We start from the raw sequence: 18,462 nt of genomic DNA, 5'->3' as shown, positions 1-18,462 counted from the left end.
GGATACAAACCATGAACCGCTGCACACCGCACACCCTGGTCACCGTGGCCGTTCTGGCCGCATCGGCCCTCCTGGCGTCCTGCGCCCACGACACCACCGGCGCCGGATACGCTGTCCGGCAATTTCCCGCCGCCGCCCTGCGCGGTGAAATGGTGGTGCTGGCGCCGCCCGTCATCACGCTGGACGGCAAGGCCGACCGACTGTCGCCCGGCGCGCGCATCCGCGATGCCAACAACATGCTGGTCATGTCGGGCGTGCTGGTGAAACAGAAAGTCGTCGTCAACTACATGCGCGAAAACGCCGGCAATGTCCATGAAGTCTGGATTCTCAACAGCGCAGAAGCCAGGCTGAAGCGCCCCAACACCAAGGCGCCCTGGTTCAGCTTTGGCAGCAACGCCGACGCCGCCGTTCCGGCCACCGCCAAGGCGCCCTGACGCATCGGCCGCAGACCGGCCAGCCGTCAAAACCCTAATTTATCAATCAAATTGGCCTTTTGCGCTCTATCCACGGGCGCAAGCAGCTATCAATCCAGTAGCAAACCACCATGAGCAAAAAAGTATTCATCAAAACCTTCGGCTGCCAGATGAACGAGTACGACTCGGACAAGATGAGTGACGTGCTGCATGCCGCCGAGGGCTACGAAAAAACGCAGGACATGGACGAGGCCGACCTGATTTTGTTCAACACCTGCTCGGTGCGCGAAAAGGCGCAGGAAAAGGTCTTCAGCGACCTGGGACGCGTCAAGCACCTGAAGAAAAAAGGCGTCTTGATTGGCGTCGGCGGATGCGTCGCCAGCCAGGAAGGCGCGGCCATCATCCAGCGCGCGCCTTATGTCGACGTGGTGTTCGGCCCGCAAACGCTGCACCGCCTGCCGCAACTGCTCGCCAGCCGCGCCCGGCTGGGCAAGCCGCAGGTGGACATCAGCTTTCCGGAAATCGAGAAGTTCGACCACCTGCCGCCAGCCCGGGTCGAGGGTGCCAGCGCTTTCGTCAGCATCATGGAAGGCTGCTCCAAGTACTGCAGCTACTGCGTCGTGCCATACACGCGCGGCGAGGAAGTCTCGCGGCCGTTCGAGGATGTGCTGGTCGAGGTTGCCGGCCTGGCCGACCAGGGCGTGAAGGAAGTCACGCTGCTGGGCCAGAACGTCAACGCCTACCGCGGAACCATGGGCGGTACGGCGGAGATTGCCGACTTTGCCACGCTGCTCGACTACGTGTCCGAGATTCCCGGCATCGAACGCATCCGCTACATCACCAGCCACCCGAACGAATTTACCCAGAGGCTGATCGACGCCTACGCCAGCCTGCCCAAGCTGGTGAATCACCTGCATTTGCCGGTGCAGCACGGCTCGGACCGCATCCTGATGGCGATGAAGCGCGGCTACACGGCGATGGAATACAAGAGCACGATCAGGAAGCTGCGCGCCATCCGGCCCGACCTGGCGATGAGCAGCGACTTCATCGTCGGCTTTCCGGGCGAGACCGAGGACGACTTTGACAAGCTGATGAAACTGGTGAACGACGTCGGTTACGACACCTCGTTCAGCTTCATCTTCAGCCCGCGCCCCGGCACACCGGCCGCGAATCTGGAGGACGACACGCCGCACGAGGTCAAGCTGCGCCGCCTGCAGCATCTGCAGGCCGTGCTCGACGACAGCGTGCGCGCCATCAGCGCCAGCCGGCTCGGCACGGTGCAGCGCATTCTGGTCGAAGGCACGGCGCGCAAGGATGCGACCGAGCTGATGGGCCGCACCGAATGCAACCGGGTCGTCATCCTGAAAGGCCAGCCGCGCCTGATCGGCCAGATGGTCGATGTAAAAATCACCGAAACCAGCCAGCGTTCCCTGCGTGGCGAAGTCCTGACGCAAGACCACACCGTTGCCGCCGTTGCGGCCTGAGCGCGCCTTCTGAACCTGCCTTCCAAGCCCATGCTGCAGCGGTTTTCGTTCCGGCCCCTGCTGGTGATTGCCTTCCTGCTGATTGCCGCGCTGCTCGGCGCGGCGTCGCTGCGCGCGCTGTTTGCGCTGGAAGACCTGACCGTGCAAAGCCGCGACAATGCGGCGCGCGCACTGGACCTGAGCGGCGCGGCGCAGTCGCTGCGCGAGCGAAGCGTGTCGATGGAGCGCAGTTCGCGGCAGTCGGTGGTGCTCGATGACCGCATCCTGCGGCAGCGCTTTCGCGACGAAGCCCGCGATGCCACGGCCATCCTCGCGCGGCTGGCGCATGAAAAGATACCGGCCGCCCGTGAAAAGCCCTGGCGTGCGCACCTTGACACCATGCTTGACCTGCTGACCGGACCGCTGGACACAGCGCTGGACCGCGAGCACCAGCTGGCGCAGGAATTCCGCGAACTGGAAGGCATCAACACCGCCATTGCACTTCAGGTGCAGCAAGCCATCCAGCAGCGCAACCAGTCACTGCAGGAAAAGCTCGAAACCAGCCGCCAGCACCTGGCGCAACAGGTCACGGGGGCCATCGTGCTGGCGGTCTTCATGGCGCTGGCCTTCGGCGTGTGGTTCACCCGGCCGCTCAAGCGGCTGGAAAACGCCATCGTCGGCCTGGGCGAGAACCGGCTCGACCAGGTGATTGCCATCAACGGCCCAGCCGACCTGGCGCTGGTCGGCGAGCGGCTGAACTGGCTGCGGCTACGGCTGGTGGAACTGGACGCGGACAAGTCGCGCTTTCTGCGCCACATTTCGCACGAGTTGAAAACGCCGCTGGCGTCGCTGCGCGAAGGCGTGTCGCTGCTGGAAGACGGCGTGGCCGGCCCGCTGAGCCAGGATCAACGTGAAATTGCGCAAATCCTGAAACACAACACCGGCGTGCTGCAAAGCCAGATCGAGGACCTGCTGCGCTTCAACACCGCCGCCTTCGAGGCGCGCCAGCTGCACCGCCGCACCGTGGACCTGCTGCAGCTCATCGAGGAACAGGTCGATGCGCAGCGCCTGCAATGGCGCGCCCGGGAGCTGAAGATCGTGGTGAACGGCGAGCCCTTGAAAATGGAAGTGGACCCGGAAAAAATAGGTACCGCGCTCGCCAACCTGCTGTCCAACGCCATCCGCTACTCGCCGCTCAAAGGTACCATTGAACTTTCACTGAGGCAGCAGCCTGGCCTGGTGCATATCGACATCCAGGACCAGGGTGCCGGTGTCGCGCCGGCTGACCGGGAACGGATTTTCGAGCCCTTTTACCGGGGCGAGCGCCAGCCGCAGGGCGGCGTTCGCGGCAGCGGCATCGGCCTGTCGATCGTGCAGGAATACATCGCCGCACACGGCGGACGCATCGAGTTGCTGCCGCAGGAAGCGGGTTCCCATTTCAGAATCGAGTTTCCCCATGTTTACAAGAGCTGAGTTTTTTGCGCACTTCGGCAGGGCCGGCTTGCGCCTGTCGTGCGCGGGTCTGGCGGCTGCCTTGCTGGCGGCCTGCGGGCTGGTCGCGCCGCCCCAAGGCGTCCAGCCGGCAGCACCGGCCAGCAGCGCTGCCGCCAACGGCAACGCAGCAGCGCCGGCGCCGCTTTCGGCGGACACGGCGCCAGCGCCCGAACGCGAAGCCGTGCTCCGGGTGCTGGCCTATGCAGACCGTGCCCGTTCAATGTCCTCTGCAGAATTGAACCAGGAAGTCGCGCGGCTGGGCAATCCCTACCTGCCGCCCAGCCAGTTGCAACTGGCCATTGTGCTCAGCCAGCTGCGCCAGACGCCGGAGCTGATACGCGCGCAGGAAGTGCTGACGCGGCTGCTGGCCAATCCCGATGCCCAGGCCCAGGTGCTGCATCCGCTGGCCCGCCTGCTGGCCGCCCGCTATGGCGAACAGCGCCGCATCGAAGACCTGCTGGAAAAACAGAACCAGCAAACCCGCGAAGTCCAGCGCCGGCTCGACCAGACCAATGAAAGGCTGGAAGCGCTCAAGGCGATTGAACGCAGCCTGACCAGCCGCGTGCCCGCGCCGGGTGCGTCGGCACCCGCCAGCCGTGGCCGCACGCCACCCCCAGCGCCATGACGCTTGCACCCGCCCCGCTCTCACCCACGGCAGCCAACCTGCTGGTGGTTGACGACGACGCCGACATGCTTCGGCTGCTCACCATGCGGCTCACGGCCGCCGGTTACCGCGTCACGGCCGTCACCTCGGCCGAGGCCGCGCTGACCGAACTCCAGCTCAAGCGGCCGCAGCTGGTGCTCAGCGACGTGCGCCTGCCCGGCAAGGACGGGCTGGCGCTGTTCGACGACATCCGCACCCTGCACCCATCGCTGCCGGTGATCCTGCTGACCGCGCACGGCACCATTCCCGACGCGGTCGAGGCCACCGAACGCGGCGTCTTCACCTACCTGACCAAACCCTTCGACGGCAAGGGCCTGCTCGACAAGATTGCCGAGGCGCTGTCGCTGAGCGCGCCGGCCCCGGCCCGGCTGGGCAGCGCCGAGGCCTGGCAAACCCGCCTCATCAGCCGCTCCAGCCGCATGGCCGAGGTGCTGGCCGAAGCCCACATGGTGGCCGCCACCGATGCCAGCGTGCTGCTGCGCGGCGAAAGCGGCACCGGCAAGGAGCTGCTGGCCCAGGCGATCCACCAGGCCAGCCCGCGCGCTGCCAAGCCCTTCATCGCGGTCAACTGCGGCGCCATTCCCGAGGCATTGCTCGAATCCGAACTGTTCGGCCATGTCAAGGGCGCTTTTACCGACGCCGTGAGCAACCACAAGGGCCTGTTCCTGGCGGCCGACGGCGGCACGCTGCTGCTCGACGAGATCGGCGACATGCCGCCGGCCTTGCAGGTCAAGCTGCTGCGGGTGCTGCAGGAGCACGAGGTGCGGCCGGTGGGCGCCAGCGTGTCGCTTCCGGTCGATGTGCGCATCATCTCGGCCACCCACCGCGACCTGGATGCGGCCATGGAAGCGGGCGACTTTCGCGCCGACCTGTACTACCGGCTCAATGTCGTCACGCTCACGCTGCCGCCGCTGTCCGAACGCCGCGAGGACATCCCGCTGCTTGCCAACCATTTCCTGGTGACGCTGGCGGCCAAGTACCACAAGCGCCTGAGCGGCTTTGCGCCCGAAGCCCTGAAGGCCCTCGGCACCGCCGCCTGGCCGGGCAATGTGCGCCAGCTCTACAACGTGGTCGAGCAGGTCTGCGCGTTGTCGGCCACGCCGCTGATTTCTTTGTCGCTGGTACAGCGCGCCCTGCGCTCGCCCAGCATCCAGGTGCTGACCTTTGCCGAAGCCAAACAGCGCTTCGAGCGCGACTACCTGGTCGGCCTGTTGAAGCTGACCGACGGCAACGTGGCCGACGCCGCCCGGCTGGCCGACCGCAACCGCACCGAGTTTTACCGCCTGATGCAAAAGCACAGCCTCACACCCGGCCACTTCAAGAGCGACAGCTCGCAGCCGTCGCCGGAGTGAGTCGCTTTCTGGCGACAAGCCAAGCCCTTGATTTCAAACAACTTTTCAAAATGGGCGGAATTTTTGTCGCTGTCTGGCGACAAAACCCGGGGTTTTCGCCTGTTTTTTCAGGATTCCCCGCCTGAAAATTCACATCTCGATTCCAAACGGTTGATTTAAAAAGGTTTTTTGAAGCTGGCACAGGGTTTGCCCTAGTGATTCCATGCAAGCCTTTTTTCATCGTTTCAAACCTTCCGGCGCGCCAAGCTGGCGGGTTTCTTTTTCAGCCGTGGCCTGCGCCGCCGTACTGGCCCTGGGCAGCAGCCCGGCACTGGCGTGGAATCTGGAAGATGTCGCCAAACTCGCCAGCCAGCGTGCCAAAACACCGTTCAAACCCGCCTCGCTTGCCGTGCCAGCCGAGCTGGCCAAGATGGAATACGACGACTACCGCGACATCCGCTTCAAGCCGGAAAGCACGCTGTGGCGCGCAGACAAGCTGGCGTATGAAGCCAACTTTTTTCATGTTGGCCGTCATGGCGACTCGGTGCGTGTCCATGAAATCACCGCCGCAGGCCCCAAGCGCATTCCCTATGATCCGGCCCGATTCAACTTTGGCAAGAACAAGCTGTCGCCGAAAAGCTGGGGCGACCTGGGCTATGGCGGCGTGCGCTTTTTCAGCAACCTCAATTCGCCGACCTATAAAGACGAACTGATTGTTTTCTCGGGCGCCAGCTACTTCCGGGCGCTGGGTTCCGGCCAGCTTTACGGGCTGTCGGCACGCGGCCTGGCGGTGGACACGGCCGGTCCCGGCCCCGAAGAATTTCCGCGCTTCACCGACTACTGGCTGGAAAAACCCGCCGCCGAAGGCGCTCCGCTGACGATTTATGCGCTGATGGATTCGGAGCGCATGACGGGTGCCTACCGTTTCGATGTCAAGCCCGGCGAGCAAACCGTGACTGAAGTGCGCGCCCGCATCTTCATGCGGCCCACCGACAAGCCGGTCACCACCCTGGGCATCGCGCCGCTGACCAGCATGTTTTTCTTTGGCGAAAACCAGCCGCGCCCCGGCGACTTCCGCCCTGAAGTGCACGACTCGGACGGCCTGATGATCGCCACCGATGACGGCAAGGGCGGGGGCGAATGGCTCTGGCGCCCGCTGCAAAACCCGGCGTCGCCGCTGGTCACCTCGTTCAGCATGCAAAAACTCAAGGGCTTTGGCCTGATGCAGCGCGACCGGGCTTTTCGCAGCTATGAAGACACCGAAGCGCGCTATGAAAAGCGCCCCAGCGCCTGGGTGACGCCGTTGAGCGACTTCGGCGCCGGCCGCGTCGAGCTGCTGCAATTTGCCACGCCCGACGAAACCCACGACAACGTCGCCGCTTACTGGGTGCCTGAAAAAATGCCGGTCGCCGGCGAGCCGCTGGACCTGGCCTACCAGATCGCCTGGCAGGGCAAGAACCAGCAGCTGCCGCCCAACGGCTGGGTGAAGCAGTCGCGCCGCGGCATCGGCTACAGCAAGCTCGGCGCCGATGCGCTGGGCCAGCAGATCCAGTTTGTCGTTGATTTTGCCGGTCCGGCCCTGGACGCCCTGCCCGAAGGCGCCAAGGTCGAGGCCATCACGACGGCGGGCAGCAATGCCCGCGTGGTCGAAAGCCTGGCCTACCCCAACCCGGCCACCGGCGCCTGGCGCATGACCGTGCGGGTCGAGCGCCTCAAGCCAGCCAACGCCGCCGAGCCGGTCCAGCCGATTGAACTGCGCGCCTTTCTCCAATACAACCAACAAACCCTGAGCGAAACATGGACCAACCTGATCACCAACTGAATCGGCGCAGCCCACTGCGTGAAGAGCGTCATCCCAATGCAGTCACCGCGCCGCCGGTGCACCGGGGTTCGATGGCGCCGCGTCCCTGGCGCGGTTTCTGGAACAGCCTGGGCACGGCGGCGCTGCTGCCGGTGGTCAAGCTCACCGGCCGCAAGACGCTCGAACAACCGGCATCCGCCGAGGCGATGGCGCCGTGGCAGCATGCCGCCAAGCGCCGCCGCACGGTGTTCATGCTGCTGACGCTCGTCAGCACGGTGGTGGCGACGGCGCTGTTTGCCGACATGCAGCCGGTCTATGACAACGCCTTCCTGCAATACGGCCAGCTGGGCCTGTTTGCGCTGCTGTCGGCCTGGGTGGTCACCGGCTTCATGACGGCGATGATGGGTTTTTACGTCACGCTGTTCGGCGACGCCCATACCCTGTCAGCCAAACAGGTCCAGCACCATACGCTGGACACCGCCACGCGCACCGCCATCATCATGCCGATCTGCAACGAGGACGTGAGCACCGTGTTCGCCGGCCTGCGCGCCACCTGCGAATCGGTCGCGGTGACGTCGCATGTCCAGAATTTCGACGTGTTCGTGCTGTCCGACAGCAACGACCCGGCGATCATCAAGGCCGAACGCGCCGCCTGGGAAAACCTGCGCGGCCAGCTCGCCAGCCAGCCACACCAGCCGCAGATCGAGGTCTATTACCGCCTGCGCAAGCGCCGCACCGACCGCAAGGCCGGCAACGTGGCCGACTTTTGCCGCCGCTGGGGCAAGGACTACCGCTACATGGTGGTGCTGGACGCTGACAGTGTGATGAGCGGCGACTGCCTGGTGTCCATGGTCAAGCTGATGGAAGCCAACCCGACCGCCGGCATCATCCAGACCGCCACCCAGGCCATCGGCCATGTGACGCTGCATGCGCGCGCCCAGCAGTTCGGCTCGCGCGTGACTGGCCGCCTGTTCACGCTGGGCATGCAGTTCTGGCAGATGGGCGAGTCCCACTACTGGGGCCACAACGCCATCATCCGCATCGAGCCCTTCATGCAGCATTGCGCGCTGGACCGCATCAAGGGAACGGGCGGCATGGCCGGCAGCATCATGTCGCACGACTTCGTCGAGGCCGCGCTGATGCGCCGCGCCGGCTACCACGTCTGGCTGGTGGCCGACCTGATCGGCAGCTACGAACAACAGCCGCCTGACTTGCTGGCCGAGCTGCAGCGCGACCGCCGCTGGTGCCAGGGCAACCTGCAGAACTCGCGCCTGATCGCCGAGCCCGGCATGCATCCGGTGCACCGCTCGATGTTTGCCACCGGCGCCATGGCCTACCTGTCGGCGCCGTTGTGGCTGTGCTTCATGACCCTGGGCACGGCGCTGTGGCTGTCGGGCTCGCCGATGGTCAGCAACTGGGACGTTTTGCCCGGCGAACTGCTGTCGCTGTGGGCCTGGACGCTGTCCATGCTGTTCCTGCCGCGCATCCTGGGCATTGCCGCCGTGTTGTTCAAGGGCCAGCAGCAGGCTTATGGCGGCACCGCCAGCCTGCTGCGCAGCGCACTGCTGGAAACGCTGATCGCACTGCTGCAGGCGCCCATCCGCATGCTGGCGCACTCGCTGTTCGTCGTCATCGCGCTGACCGGCCTGAAGCTGGAATGGAAATCGCCTCCGCGCGAAGCTGCCGCCGTGCCATGGCGCCATGCGCTGGCGCAGCTTGCGCCCATGAGCAGCGTGGTCGTGGTGCTGGCGGCCGGCATTGCGATGATCGACGCCAGCGCGCTGGTCTGGCTGCTGCCGGTCGGCCTGCCGCTGCTGCTGTCGATTCCCATGACGGTGCTGACCAGCAAGGTCGGCGTGGGCACTGCGATGCGCGCACAGAACTACCTGCTGATTCCCGAAGAAACCCGCTCGCCCGCCGTGCTGCGCCGCGCCTGGCTGCATGCCAGCCAGCTTGCCAAGCCGCGACTGAAAGCAGCCTGAGCATCAAGCGCGCAAGGGCAAATTTCGCAGGATGCTATATTTTTTATAGCTATAAATAAAGAGGGGATATGCGCAAGAGCCTGTTTTCTTTTGAAAACAGGCTCTTGCTGCTGTTTGGAGGGTTTGAGCAGTGCTGAAAACCATCAGAAACAAATAAATTGATAAAATGTAAATTTTAATGCGTTTTGTTGGCAAGGCAATGTGCAGCAAATCAACCCGCCCTTCTTTGATGGGTTAACGAAACGACCCATGAAACTCTCGACGTTCATCACCGCCCATCTTCAAAAAATCCTTGTCGAGTGGGACGCTTTTGCCCGAACGCTGTTTTCGGCATCGCCTGCCCCGCCGCATCACATCCTGCGGGACCATGCCGGGGAAATCCTGCAGGCAATCGTCGTTGACCTTGACACGCACCAGACGGCAGCGCAGCAGGCCGAAAAGTCAAAAGGGCAGACCGACGAAGACGTCAACAGAAAGAGCGCGGCAGCCATTCACGGCACGCTGCGCCAGGCCAGCGGCTTCACGCTGACCCAGCTCACCGCTGAATACCGGGCCTTGCGCGCCACCGTGCTGCGGCTGTGGATGCCGCACATGCAACTGGGCACGCCCGAAAGCGCGACCGACATGATGCGCTTCAACGAAGCCATGGACCAGGCGCTGGCCGAATCCGTTGTGACATATTCTGAAAACGCCGACCGCACGCGCGACACCTTCCTGGCCATTTTGGGACACGACTTGCGCAGTCCGCTGTTCACGATGAAGCTGGCAGGAAGCTACCTGATGCGGCCCGCCATCGGCAACGAAGGCACCCGGGAAATGGGCGCCCGCGTGGCCCGGAGCGCCGCCAACATGACTGCCATGGTCAAGGATTTGCTGGAATACGCGCGCACGCAGCTGGGGGGCGAAATCCCGCTCACCCTGCTCCCGGAGAACATGGCCGGCATCTGCCAGGCGGCGCTGGACGACGCCCAGGCCGGCTATCCGGACTGCCCTTTTGAGCTGGAGGTATCGGGTGATTTGTCGGGCTGTTTCGACAGTGCTCGCCTGCAGCAGCTTTTTTCAAACCTGCTCAACAATGCAGCGCAGTACCGCGACGACACCCGCGCGGTCACCATCACGGCCCTGGGCAAGGCCGATTCGATCACGGTAAAGGTGTGCAACCACGGCTCGGTGATTCCTGCCCCATCGCTGCAGGCGATTTTCGATCCCCTGGTTCAGCTCTCGGTGGAACCCGGGCCGCAGGAAGGCGCGCCTTCCAGCAGCCTGGGACTGGGACTTTTCATTGCCCGGGAAATCACCACAGCGCACGGCGGAACCCTCACGGTGGCGTCGAACGAACATTCCGGCACGGTATTTACGGTCAAACTCCCGCTTGCACCGGTTGCGCAACCGGTCAGGGCGTAAGGAAAAAGACTCCGCCTGCTGAATGCCGGACAGGGTCTGGGCGCCAACTCAGGCCGGCGCTTTGGAGTCAGAACCGTCTATCACGGTGGGCTGACCCGACAAGATTCCATAGTAGTTCGTCAGCGGCTTGCCGATCTTGATACCGTCTTTGTCGATGTCAAAGAAACAAATGTCCTTGCTGTGGTTGCTGGACCGGACCTTCACCACCGAGATCACGCGTTTGAACTTTCCGGCAATTTCAACGTAACGCAGCATCAAGATGGCATCGGTCAAAAATGCATTGCTATACGACGAAAAGCGCAGGTCGGTGTAGCGGTCTTCCAGTTCGGCGGTCATTAGCACCGTCACGCCCATGTTGGTCAACACCGCCGTCAGCCGGTACAGCGACTCGCGAAAGTTTTCTCTGAAAATGGACGCCAGCGCCAGCTCGAAGCCCGACAGCGAATCAATAACCACCCGCTTGGCCTTGGTTTTTTTGATCAGCGTGACCAGGTCATGCAGCGTTTCGTCAATGGACAGGTCGAGCGCGCGCGTGTCGATGACCGACACCTTGCCGCTTTCAACCAGCGCCTGGAGCCGGCTGCTGATCAACTGGCTGGGGCTTTTTTCAAACGCGGCAATCACCCCCGGCTCGCCCAGCCGCACACCCTCGGCCAGAAACTCGGTGCACATCACGCTTTTTCCGCTGCCGCTCGGCCCCACCACCAGCAGCGAATACCCCACCGGCAGGCCCCCGCCCATCATCTTGTCGAGCGAGGGCACGCCCATGGTCAGGCGCTGATTGCTGGATATTTCACTGGTCAGGCTGTCGCCGAATTTGAGAATGGCGCGTGGAAACACCTCGACACCGTCGTCATTGATGCGAAACGTGTGCAGTCCGGGGCGCTGCGCCTGGCCGCGCATCTTGACGACCTGCAGCTTGCGCACCATGGCATCGCGGTGAACATCCTGCAGCATCCAGATGATGCCGTCCGCCACGGTGAACACCGGGCTGGACGATTCTTCCTGCGACAGGTATTCGCCAATCAGGAAGGTTGTGGCCTGCCAGCTGGTCATCTGTACGCCGAGCGCCTGGATGAAATGCTGCAAGCCCCTGGTGCTGTCGTCCCGGACCAATTTGGCCGACTGCACCACCGAGCGAAAGGAGTCCACGAACACCAGGCTGGGTGAAAAGCTTTCCACCTCTTCAAGGATGCGGGCCAGCACCCGGTCAAAATCGCCGTCCAGCAGATCGCCTGAAAGGTTCACGAACTTGATCGAGGTGTTGATCTTGTCGATGTCGAAGTAGGAAAACTGTTGCTGGTAGCGAAGCATCTTGAGGGGCGGCTCCCCCAGCACGGTAAAAAACAGCGCGCGCCTGTCCGCGTTGGCCAGCGAAAACATGATCTGGTGCGCCAGCGTGGTCTTGCCCGATCCGGGCGTGCCGGCAATCAGGTTGAAGGAAAACTCCGGTATGCCGCCACCCAGCAGTTCATCCAGTCCTGGGACACCTGTGCGCAGCTGGCGTATGGTTACTTTTTTGTTCATTTTTGAAAATCCTTAGCGGGTGTTTCGGAAGTCTCTTTGCGCCAGGCCGATTGCAAAAGATAGGTTGTCAACTCCTCGCCAATCAGTGACGCCAGCACATCCAGAAAAATGGTGAACAGCGCCAGGCTGCCCAACCGGGCATGCGTCGCATCCTGCGCCCGAAGGCAGGCCTGCAAGTCAGTGAAACGCTGCTGGATGGCAGAAGATTTTGTGGGGTCCAGGGCCATCCAGGGATGCTCCTTGGCCGCCAGGCGCAGGCTGCGCTTGTAAAGCGGCTTGAAACCGCCCTCGCCGATGATTGAAATCAGTGAAGGCGCCAACTGCTCCCAAAGGCGCAGGGTCGCGTCCGCCATCGTTTGAGGATGGCTGGTGGTCAGGGCCGCTTCAATCAGCCGGCCGCGCGTAGATTCAGTCGTTTCCATGGGTCAGGCGATGGTGTCTGAAGGGAAATTTTTTGAAATAAGCGCCTCCAGCATCTCCATGGAAACCGGCTTGACCAAATACTGGTCAAAACCGGCTTCCCGGGCGTGGGCCAGGTAGTCCTGCTGGTCGTAGCCCGTGATGGCGATGCAGAAGGGCTCGGGCACCAGCCGCAGCGCCCGGATTTTGCGGATCACCTCATAGCCACTCATGGTGGGCAAGCCGATATCGGAGACCACGATGTCGTAAAGACCGTCTTTGGCCAGGGCAAGCCCGTCAAGGCCGTTGTGTGCAGAATCGACAGCATGGCCATCAAGCGTCAGGCAGCTATTGAGCGTTGCATTGGCGTCGATGTTGTCTTCAATGACCAGTATCCGGCAAGGGCGGGCCGAATATTCATGGATGTCCAAGGGAGCTTCGATGGCGACGGATTGCTCAGTCACCGGAAGCTCAACGATGAATTCGCTGCCACAACCCACTCCCTCGCTGCGTACCTGCACGCTGCCGCCATGCATTTGCACCAGCGTGCGCACCATCGACAGCCCGATGCCAAGCCCGCCTTGCGAACGGTCCAGCGTATTGCTTGCCTGCGTGAACAGGTCGAAAACGAAAGGCTGGTCTTTGGGATCAATGCCGATGCCCTGGTCCTTCACGGAAATAAGCACCATGCCGGCCGCAGACGGGTGCGCCGATAAGGTGATCGAAGCCTGGGGCGGCGAAAACTTGCTGGCGTTGATCAGGAGGTTGGAAAACACCTGTGACAGGCGGACTCCGTCGCCATCAAGCGTGATGGGGTCACGCGGCAGGTCAATGATCAGTTTCTGACCGAGTTTGACGAAATGCGGCTGGCTGATTTCGGCCGCGCCTTGAACAATGCTGCTTAGCAGCAGCAAGCCTTTTTTAAGAGTGATTTTTCCGCTGCTGACGCGCGCGGCATCGAGCAAGTCCTCGAGCAGCCGCTTCATGTGGGTGATCTGCCGGGTGATGACCTGCTGAATATCAGGCAGCAGTGGATGGGCCGTGGAGATTTTTCCGAGCATTTCAGCCGCCATCGCAATCGGCGCCAGCGGGTTGCGCAACTCGTGCGCCAGCATCGACAAAAACTCTGTCTGCCGCTCTACCGTGGCTTCGGCCTGATCCTGCAACTCCTGCGCCCGCAGGGAAGCGATCACCAGGTGCTCATTGGCTTCACGCAGCATGCTGGCGAGTTCTTGCGGGACTTCTGGGCTTTTTGGAAAGGGCATAACTTTGTGTGACTGCAATCAATAACCTTTCCTTGTACAAACCATCTGTTGATGATTGCAGGATTCGAACTGATTTCCAGGGGAGTCAGCAGGTAACTACTTGTAGACTCCGGCAACAGCAACAAACAGAAAGTTTTATCTCAAACCTTGAGAGGTCGAGTGTGGGCTTGATTTGCTTGAAGTCAAGCCATGCGCCTCTGGGATTGAGTTGTAAATTGCTACAAAACTCACGCGCCTGCGCTTCAAATTGCGCGGAAATGACATTATTTTTTACAATTCTCAGGGGGAGGGAAACCCCTGAAATCATCATTAGTGAGCCGCTGCGGCCTGCCTGTCGGGGCGGGCGTTCAGCCTGCACATCATTGAGCGATTGGCCTACATTTTCAGCACATTCCAAACGCTCGGGAACGCGCGAAAGGCTTTTGCAGACTGCACTGCAAAAAATGTTAAATGCTATAAAAAAAATAGCAACATGGGCATATGCATAGTGCGCTAGTGCCTGTTTTTATCTGAAAACCAGCGTTTTCAGAACTTCGGCATGCCCTTCATGCCGCCCATGCGCTTCATCATCTTCATCATGCCGCTGCCCTTCATCTTTTTCATCATGCCCTGCATCTGCTCGAACTCATTGAGCAGGCGGTTGACTTCCTGAACATGCACGCCCGAGCCGCCAGCAATTCGGCGCTTGCGTGTCGCCTTGATGAGGTCGGGCTTGCGGCGCTCCAGCGGCGTCATGCTGAGGATGATGGCTTCCTTGCGCTTCATGTCCTTTTCAGCCTTGTCCATGTCGATGGCGCCGGCCTTGGCCGCCATCTGCGTGGGCAGCTTGTCCAGCAGGCTGCTCAAGCCGCCCATGCTCTTCATCTGCTGGAGCTGGCTTAAAAAGTCGTTCAGGTCAAAGCCGTCGCCGGACTTGATCTTGGCGGCCAGCTTTTGTGCCTCGGCCATGTTCACGCCCGAGGCCATCTGCTCGACCAGCGCGACGATGTCGCCCATGCCCAGGATGCGGCCGGCGTGGCGCTCGGCGTCGAACACTTCCAGGCCGTCGAGCTTTTCACTGGTGCCCGCGAACTTGATCGGCGCGCCGGTGATCTGGCGCACGGACAACGCCGCGCCACCGCGCGAGTCGCCGTCGGTCTTGGTGAGGATGATGCCGGTCAGCGGCAATGCTTCCTTGAAGGCCTTGGCGGTATTGACCGCATCCTGGCCCTGCATGGCATCGACCACGAACAGCGTCTCGACCGGATTGAGGATGGCGTGCAGTTCCTTGATTTCAGCCATCAAGGCTTCGTCAATCGCCAGGCGGCCGGCGGTATCGACCAGCAGCACATCAAAGAAATGCTTTTTGGCGTAGTCAATGGCGGCGCGGGCAATGTCGGCCGGCTTCTGGTCGGGCGTGCTGGGGAACCATTCGGCGCCGGCCTGCCGGGTGACCACTTTCAGCTGCTCGATGGCTGCCGGCCGGTAAACGTCACCTGAAACCGTCAGCACTTTTTTCTTGCGCTTTTCAATCAGGTGCTTGGCCAGCTTGGCGGTGGTGGTGGTCTTGCCCGCGCCCTGCAGGCCGGCCATCAGGATCACGGCCGGCGGCTGCGCAGCCAGGTTGATGTCGCTGACGCCTTCGCCCATGGTGGCGGCGAGTTCCTTGCTGACGATGCCGACCAGCGCCTGGCCGGGCGAGAGCGAGCCCATCACCTCCTGACCCATCGCCTTGTCCTTCACACGGGCAATGAAGTCGCGCACCACCGGCAGGGCCACATCGGCCTCCAGCAGCGCCATGCGCACTTCGCGCAGCATGTCCTGGACATTGGATTCGGTGATGCGGGCCTGGCCGCGCATTTCCTTGACGAGGCGGGATAACTTGTCGGTAAGGGCTGTAGCCATGAAATGGTGTCCTGAAACGGGCGCTGCGGGGAAGCCAAAGGCCGGAAGGGACCGGGCCAGGCGCTAAACTCTGGGCATGATTTTAGCTTTCAGCGGTGGATGGGGTCTCGGGGCGGCAGCCGGTGCGGCGGCAGCCTATGCGGTGCTTGCACTGGCGACGCCCAGGCTGGGCGAAAGCGCACTGCGCGCCCTGCTGCTGGCGGCCTGGGGACTGCATGCGCTGACGCTGGTCGAAGCCCTGCTCGGCACGCCGCCGCGCTTTGGGTTTGCCCCGGCGCTGTCGATGACGGTCTGGCTGGTGCTGACAGTGTATGCGGTGGAACGCAGGCTGTTTCCGCAGCTTCATGCCCATTGGGCACTGGCCGGACTGGGCAGCGCCGCCGTCATCCTGTCGCTGGTTTTCCCCGGAACCAGCTACCACGTGATCGCTTCGCCCTGGCTGCCTCTGCATTGGGCCCTGGGCATCGCCTCCTACGGCCTGTTTGCGGCGGCCGTCGTGCATGGCTGGCTGATGGTGCGGGCCGAGCGCGCCATACGGCAGGCAGAGCAAAGCGATACCGGCGTTCCCCTGCTCACCCTGGAACGGCTCACTTTCAGATTTGTCGAAGCTGGCTTCGTGCTGCTGTCGGCCACCTTGGCTGTGGGCTGGCTGTTTGCAGAAACCCTGTATGGCCCGGGTCTGGGCTGGAAATGGGACCACAAGACAATTTTTTCACTGCTGGCCTGGGCTGTCTTCGCCGGCTTGCTGATCGGACGCGCACGGTTGGGCTGGCGCGGACTGAAGGCCGTTCGCGTGCTTTACCTGGGTGCCGGGCTGCTGCTGCTGAGCTATGCCGGTTCGCGCTTTGTGCTTGAAGTCATCTTGAGGCGGGCATGAAGTATTTGCTTGTCATTTTGTTGATACTGGTGGTTTTCTGGCTCTGGCGCAGCGACCGGCCGAGCCCGAAAAAGTCAGTCAAGCCGGGGCGCCCGCGCAATCAGCCTTCAGAAGGCAAGAAAATCACCGAAATGGTGGCCTGCGATGTCTGCCACGTTCACCTGCCCAAGTCTGAAGCCCTGATCGGGCGCGACGGCTTCTACTGCAGCGAGGCACACCGTCGTGAGGCCGGGGCCTAGATGAGACGGTCCATGCTGTTCTGGAAAAACACAGCAAAAAACGCGGCTGGCGCCTGGGAGCTGGAAACCGCACAGGGCTCCTTCGGGCGCCTCTGGATGGTGTTCATGAATGCCCGCGTCGCCATCGCTGCCGTGCTGATCATTTTGCAGGAGGCGCTTCAGGCCCTGGGCACGCCGTTGAACCACTGGACGCTGGCGGTGTGTATTGCCTATCTTGGTGCAACACTGGCGGTTCGATTCTGGGCGCATCCCCGGCCGCCGGGCAGCACGTTTGACGGACACTGGGTATTGACGATCGGCGTGGATGTGATGGCGTTCTCGCTGCTCAACTTTTTTCAGGCGAGCCCGTTGAATTACACCCCGCTGTTTGCGCTGCCGGTATTGCTGGCTTCGGTGCTCGGCCCCATCGTGCTGGCTTTTGGCACGGCAGCCAGCGTGACCCTGCTGCTGCTGGCCGACACCGCATGGAGTTCGATGCAAGGCGGCGGTGATGTCAACGCGGGTCTTTTGCAGGCAGCGTTGAGCGGCTCGGGTTTTTTTCTCGTGGCCCTGCTGGCCAACCATCTGGCCATGCGGCTCGCACGGGAGGAAAAACTGGCCAAGGAAAGCCAGTCGGCGGCCCGCATGCAGGTACAGGTCAATGAACTGGTGGTGGCCACACTCGCGGAAGGCGTGCTCGTGATGGATGGCAACGGCTTTGTCCGCTCCGCCAACCCTGCGGCGCGGCGCCTGCTGGCCGGGCCGGAAACTGCTTACCCCACGCCTTTCAAGCTGGCTGCGCAAACAGACTGGCAGCCACTGGTCGAGTTGATGCAACACACTTTTTCCCAACAGTCGGCGCACACAAGCAACATCAGCCTCATCCACGCAGGCCTGAACGCCCGACGCCTGCAGGTCCGGTCCCGCCTGACCGAGTCAGGGAACGGTCCGCATGAAAGCCTGTGTGTGATGTTTCTGGAAGACCTGCGTGAAATGGAGGCGCGCGTTCGGATCGAGAAGCTGGCGGCCATGGGGCGCATGTCGGCGGCGGTGGCGCATGAAATACGCAACCCGCTGGCCGCCATTGCACAGGCCAATGCGCTGCTTGAAGAAGACCTGCAGGATGCAGGGCAGCGCCAACTTACCGGCATGATTGGTCAAAATGTCCGGCGCCTGGCAAAAATCGTTGATGAAGTGCTCGACATATCGCGCGCGCAGCAGGAAATTCCGGCACCGCAGACCACCAGCTTGCGGCTTGACGAAACGGCACGGCGGATTGCGAATGACTGGGCGCTGCAAAATTCAGCCTCCGGACAATTGCGTATCTGCACCGGGTGCGCGAGCACGGAAGTCGGATTTGACGACGACCATTTGCGGCGCCTGATGCTCAACCTGCTCGACAATGCCCTGCGCTACACCAGTGGCGCAGCCCAGGGACTTGAAGTCAGCACCCGGCTGGTGGCGCCAAGCCAGGCCAGGCTGGCGGTCTGGAGCGATGGCCAGACGCTGGAGGAGACGGTCCAGGCCCACCTGTTCGAGCCTTTTTTCTCGTCCGAAAGCCGCTCCACCGGGCTGGGTCTGTATATCTGCCGCGAACTGTGCGAGCGCTACGGCGCCCAGATCGGTTATCAGCGGGTACTGCGGGGAAATATCCAGGGCAATGAATTTTTCGTCATGTTCCAGCCTGCGTCACAGTGCCTGCGCACCGAGCTGCCGAGCATGGATTCCGTCCTCGTCTGA

15 protein-coding genes are annotated in these 18,462 nt (G+C 62.4%); 11 read left to right on the top strand and 4 right to left on the bottom strand.

Annotation, left to right across the window (positions count from 1 at the left end; all coding sequences use genetic code 11):
- Positions 1-11: 11 nt before the first annotated feature.
- The 8 genes from GZ092_RS00170 to GZ092_RS00135 all read left to right on the top strand — a co-directional run bounded on the left by GZ092_RS00170 (position 12) and on the right by GZ092_RS00135 (position 10,552).
- On the top strand, positions 12-434 hold the full coding sequence (locus tag GZ092_RS00170) for a hypothetical protein (protein ID WP_293633434.1): 423 nt from the start codon (positions 12-14) through the stop codon (positions 432-434).
- 110 nt (positions 435-544) lie between these two features.
- Positions 545-1,897 carry a tRNA (N6-isopentenyl adenosine(37)-C2)-methylthiotransferase MiaB gene (gene miaB, locus GZ092_RS00165; RefSeq protein ID WP_293633432.1) on the top strand — a complete coding sequence of 451 codons (1,353 nt, stop codon included), beginning with the start codon at positions 545-547 and terminating at the stop codon, positions 1,895-1,897.
- A 30-nt stretch (positions 1,898-1,927) separates the two neighbouring features.
- Entirely contained in the window at positions 1,928-3,349 is a 1,422-nt protein-coding gene (locus GZ092_RS00160) for an ATP-binding protein (protein WP_293633430.1), read from the top strand.
- Complete coding sequence (locus GZ092_RS00155) at positions 3,333-3,995, top strand: hypothetical protein (protein WP_293633428.1); 663 nt, start codon at positions 3,333-3,335, stop codon at positions 3,993-3,995. The genes GZ092_RS00160 and GZ092_RS00155 overlap by 17 nt, the downstream gene beginning before the upstream one ends.
- The gene (locus GZ092_RS00150; protein WP_293633426.1) at positions 3,992-5,386 is read left to right on the top strand and encodes a sigma 54-interacting transcriptional regulator; all 1,395 of its coding nucleotides are present in this window, start codon (positions 3,992-3,994) and stop codon (positions 5,384-5,386) included. Before GZ092_RS00155 ends, GZ092_RS00150 begins: the two co-directional genes overlap by 4 nt.
- A 202-nt stretch (positions 5,387-5,588) precedes the next feature.
- Complete coding sequence (locus GZ092_RS00145; RefSeq protein WP_293633424.1) at positions 5,589-7,187, top strand: glucan biosynthesis protein G; 1,599 nt, start codon at positions 5,589-5,591, stop codon at positions 7,185-7,187.
- Complete coding sequence (gene mdoH, locus GZ092_RS00140) at positions 7,163-9,148, top strand: glucans biosynthesis glucosyltransferase MdoH (protein ID WP_293633422.1); 1,986 nt, start codon at positions 7,163-7,165, stop codon at positions 9,146-9,148. Before GZ092_RS00145 ends, mdoH begins: the two co-directional genes overlap by 25 nt.
- Before the next feature lie 249 nt (positions 9,149-9,397).
- Entirely contained in the window at positions 9,398-10,552 is a 1,155-nt protein-coding gene (locus GZ092_RS00135) for a sensor histidine kinase (RefSeq protein ID WP_293633420.1), read from the top strand.
- 48 nt (positions 10,553-10,600) lie between these two features.
- Here the strand turns inward: GZ092_RS00135 and GZ092_RS00130 are convergent, their stop codons facing one another.
- The 4 genes from GZ092_RS00130 to ffh form a co-directional block, all read right to left on the bottom strand.
- Positions 10,601-12,079 (bottom strand): ATPase domain-containing protein, encoded by a 1,479-nt coding sequence (locus tag GZ092_RS00130; protein ID WP_293633418.1) that lies wholly within the window; start codon positions 12,077-12,079, stop codon positions 10,601-10,603.
- Positions 12,076-12,501, bottom strand: coding sequence for a hypothetical protein (locus GZ092_RS00125; RefSeq protein ID WP_293633416.1), 426 nt, complete (start codon positions 12,499-12,501; stop codon positions 12,076-12,078). The genes GZ092_RS00130 and GZ092_RS00125 overlap by 4 nt, the downstream gene beginning before the upstream one ends.
- A gap of 3 nt (positions 12,502-12,504) precedes the next feature.
- On the bottom strand, positions 12,505-13,698 hold the full coding sequence (locus tag GZ092_RS00120; protein WP_293633414.1) for a hybrid sensor histidine kinase/response regulator: 1,194 nt from the start codon (positions 13,696-13,698) through the stop codon (positions 12,505-12,507).
- 570 nt (positions 13,699-14,268) lie between these two features.
- Positions 14,269-15,627: a signal recognition particle protein gene (gene ffh / locus GZ092_RS00115; protein ID WP_293633413.1), complete on the bottom strand. Its 1,359-nt coding sequence runs from the start codon at positions 15,625-15,627 to the stop codon at positions 14,269-14,271.
- A gap of 76 nt (positions 15,628-15,703) precedes the next feature.
- Between ffh and ccsA the strand changes: the two genes are divergently transcribed.
- The 3 genes from ccsA to GZ092_RS00100 are packed head-to-tail and all read left to right on the top strand — an operon-like array spanning position 15,704 to position 18,462.
- Positions 15,704-16,504, top strand: coding sequence for a cytochrome c biogenesis protein CcsA (ccsA, locus tag GZ092_RS00110; protein ID WP_293633412.1), 801 nt, complete (start codon positions 15,704-15,706; stop codon positions 16,502-16,504).
- Positions 16,501-16,743 carry a PP0621 family protein gene (locus GZ092_RS00105; protein WP_293633410.1) on the top strand — a complete coding sequence of 81 codons (243 nt, stop codon included), beginning with the start codon at positions 16,501-16,503 and terminating at the stop codon, positions 16,741-16,743. Before ccsA ends, GZ092_RS00105 begins: the two co-directional genes overlap by 4 nt.
- Positions 16,744-16,755: 12 nt before the next feature.
- Positions 16,756-18,462 (top strand): ATP-binding protein, encoded by a 1,707-nt coding sequence (locus GZ092_RS00100; RefSeq protein ID WP_293633408.1) that lies wholly within the window; start codon positions 16,756-16,758, stop codon positions 18,460-18,462.

This window comes from Polaromonas sp. (assembly GCF_010365105.1).
In the GTDB taxonomy this organism is placed as follows: Bacteria; Pseudomonadota; Gammaproteobacteria; order Burkholderiales; family Burkholderiaceae_C; genus Polaromonas.
The sequence above is the reverse complement of the archived record's forward strand: the minus strand, read 5'-3'. Positions and strand labels throughout refer to the sequence as shown.